At 69.2% G+C, this 3,051-nt stretch carries 3 protein-coding genes, 1 pseudogene and 1 riboswitch; all 4 genes and pseudogenes read left to right on the forward strand.

Annotated features, from left to right (window positions below; all coding sequences use genetic code 11):
- Nucleotides 1–522: pseudogene (locus RCJ92_RS15475) on the forward strand (rRNA small subunit methyltransferase B); the annotation flags it as partial.
- A 97-nt stretch (nucleotides 523–619) separates the two neighbouring features.
- The gene (rpe, locus tag RCJ92_RS15480; RefSeq protein ID WP_138926398.1) at nucleotides 620–1,273 is read left to right on the forward strand and encodes a ribulose-phosphate 3-epimerase; all 654 of its coding nucleotides are present in this window, start codon (nucleotides 620–622) and stop codon (nucleotides 1,271–1,273) included.
- Between the two features lie 31 nt (nucleotides 1,274–1,304).
- Nucleotides 1,305–1,445: riboswitch (FMN riboswitch) on the forward strand.
- 111 nt (nucleotides 1,446–1,556) lie between these two features.
- On the forward strand, nucleotides 1,557–2,261 hold the full coding sequence (pnuC, locus tag RCJ92_RS15485; RefSeq protein WP_343832802.1) for a nicotinamide riboside transporter PnuC: 705 nt from the start codon (nucleotides 1,557–1,559) through the stop codon (nucleotides 2,259–2,261).
- A partial coding sequence (ribD, locus tag RCJ92_RS15490) for a bifunctional diaminohydroxyphosphoribosylaminopyrimidine deaminase/5-amino-6-(5-phosphoribosylamino)uracil reductase RibD (protein ID WP_446755070.1) occupies nucleotides 2,258–3,051 on the forward strand: 794 nt, incomplete at its 3' end. The genes pnuC and ribD, both read left to right, overlap by 4 nt.

Genomic DNA, 3,051 nt, shown 5'->3' on the forward strand with positions numbered 1-3,051 from the left:
AACGAACTGGCCGAACACCGTGCCCGGCTGGTGGGGAAGTCCCTGGCCGGGGTGCCCGAGGACTACTGGATGGTCACCAACCAGGACGGGCGGGACTACGCCCAGCAGCAGTACACCGGGGACTACGACCGGATCATGCTCGACGCCCCCTGCTCCGGGCTCGGCGCGCTGCGCCGCCGCCCCGAGGCCCGCTGGCGCAAATCCCCCCGCGACATCCCGGAGCTGACCGAACTGCAGGGCCAGCTGCTGCGGGCCGCGTTCAACGCGGTGCGCGTGGGCGGGGTGATCGGCTACGTCACCTGCTCGCCGCACCAGGCCGAGACCCGGCTGGTGATCGAGGACTTCCTCAAATCCACTCGGAACGCACGCCTGCTGGACACCGCCGCCGCGGTGGAGCAGGTCCTGCTGCCGGGCGCCGCCGCCAGCGGCCACCCGCTGGGGGAGGGCTCCACGGTGCAGCTGTGGCCGCACCGCCACGGCAGCGACGCGATGTTCCTGGCGCTGCTGACCAAGACCGCCTGACCGGCCGGGCCGCCCAAGCCCCGGGACCGGACCGCCCACCCGCCAACACCGCCGGCCGCGGCCACCGCGGCGGGCCCCACCACCTAGGAGAGACACGGTGCGCATCAACCCCTCGATCCTGTCCGCGGACTTCGCGAACCTGGCCAGCGAGCTGGAACGCATCCACACCGCCGACGCGGTGCACGTGGACGTGATGGACAACCACTTCGTGCCGAACCTGACCATCGGCAAGCCGGTGGTGCAGGCCATCGCCAACAGCACCACGCTGCCGCTGGACATCCACCTGATGATCGCCGACGCGGACCGCTGGGCCCCGGAATACGCGCAATTGGGCGTGGACTCGGTGACCTTCCACGTGGAGGCCTCCACCGCCCCGGTGCGCCTGGCCCGCGAGCTGCGCGCGGCCGGCACGAAGGCCTCCATGGCGTTGCGCCCGGCCACCCCGGTCGAACCGTACCTGGACATGCTCGGCGAGCTGGACATGCTGCTGCTGATGACCGTCGAGCCGGGGTTCGGCGGACAAAAGTTCCTGGACCTGGTGCTGCCCAAGATCCGCCGTGCCCGGGCCGCGATCGACGGCAGCGGCAAGCCGATCGCCCTGCAGGTCGACGGCGGCATCTCACGGGACACGATCCTTAGGGCCGCCGAGGCCGGCGCGGACGTGTTCGTGGCCGGCTCCGCGGTGTATTCCGCCCCCGAACCGGCCGTCGAAATCGATGTGTTACGAAATCTTGCCCTCGGTGGGCATTAAATGTGCCATAATCGAGCGTAGTAACAACAATTACGTGCTCCGGGGTCGGTGAAAGTCCGAACCGGCGGTGATAGTCCGCGACCCGAGCAGGAACCCCAGCAGGGGCTCCGGCTTGGCTGAACCGGTGAAATTCCGGTACCGACAGTTAAAGTCTGGATGGGAGAAGCACGAATTTGATTAGCTGGAGTCCATCCGGCCGGCGGCGTTAAGCCGCGGCAGGGTGATTCGATTGCAGGCCGTCAAATGAGGTACCCCCGGAGCCGCCGCTTCGAGAAGGGTAGAGATGGATTTCCTGCGGTGGCTCACAGAAGCTTTTAATTCCTACATCACGATCGGCTCCTCCGCGCTGCTGGTGCGCGAGGTCGTCGGCAACGTCTTCGGGCTGGCCAGCGCCTTTGGCGGCATGCGCCGCAAGATCTGGGCCTGGCCGGTGGGCATCATCGGCAACCTGCTGCTGCTCACGGTATTCCTGGGCAGCCTGTTCGGCCATGACAGCACGGCGAACCTGCTGGGGCAGGCCGGACGCCAGATCATGTTCATCACCGTGGCCATCTACGGGTGGGTGCGCTGGAAGAAGGCCAAGCACGAGGGCGGCCAGGCTGTCACCCCGCGCTGGGCGAGCCTGGGCGAACGCCTGGGCCTGGCCGCCGTGCTGGTCATCGGCACCATCGCCCTGACCCCGCTGTTCCGGGTGCTGGGCTCCTACGAACCGGTCTGGGCCGACGCCTGGACGTTCGTCGGATCCTTGCTGGCGACCTGGGGGATGGCCAAGGGCTGGGTCGAATTCTGGCTGATCTGGGTGGCCGTGGACGCGGTCGGGGTGCCGCTGCTGTTCTCCGCCGGCTACTACGCCACCGCCTTCATGTACTTGTTCTACGGGGCGTTCACCGTTGTCGGCTTCTTCGTGTGGATGCGCGCCAAGTCCCATGAAAAGCCCAGCGTGGAAACCCAGCTGCCCGACCCGCGCATCCAGGCCGGTACCGAATGATCACCGGCCAGGACCTGAAGCAGGCGCTGCGCACCGCCCTGGAGACCGCCGCGCGCGGCACCCGCGGGGCGAACCCGTTGGTGGGCGCGTGCATCCTGGATGAGCAGGCCCGGGTCATCGCCACCGGGTTCCACCAGGGGGCCGGGCACCCGCACGCCGAAGTCGACGCGCTGCGCCGACTGGGACGGCTGGATGCCCAGGCCGCGGCGAAGCTGACCATGGTTGTCACGCTGGAGCCCTGCAACCACACCGGACGCACCGGTCCGTGCTCGCAGGCGATCGCCGCCGCCGGGATCGGACACGTGCACTACGCGATGAGCGATGACACCGCCGCCAGCGGCGGGGCCGAGTACCTGCGCGCCCACGGGGTGACGGTCAGCCAGGCCGCGGACCGGGCCAGCTGGGAACTGAACCACCGCTGGTTCCGCGCCAAGGCGCAAGACCGCCCGTTCATCACCGTGAAGACCGCCCAATCCCTGGACGGGCGGATCAACGCACCGGACGGCAGCAGCCAGTGGATCACCTCCGACGCCTCCCGGGTGCACGCCCACCAGCTGCGGGCCCGGGTGGATGCGATCGTGGTGGGCACCGGCACGGTGCTCAGCGACGACCCCCGGCTAAGCGCGCGCACCGCCGCCGGGGGACTGCACGAACGCCAGCCCTACCGGCTGGTGCTCGGCAAACGGCAGCTGCCCGACCAGCTGGCCCTGGCGCACGACGCGAACTGGGAGCAGCTGCCCACCCACGATCTTCAGCAGCTGCTGGAGCGGGCCCGTGAACTGGGGCTGCA

The sequence above is a fragment of the Glutamicibacter sp. BSL13 genome (assembly GCF_052928425.1).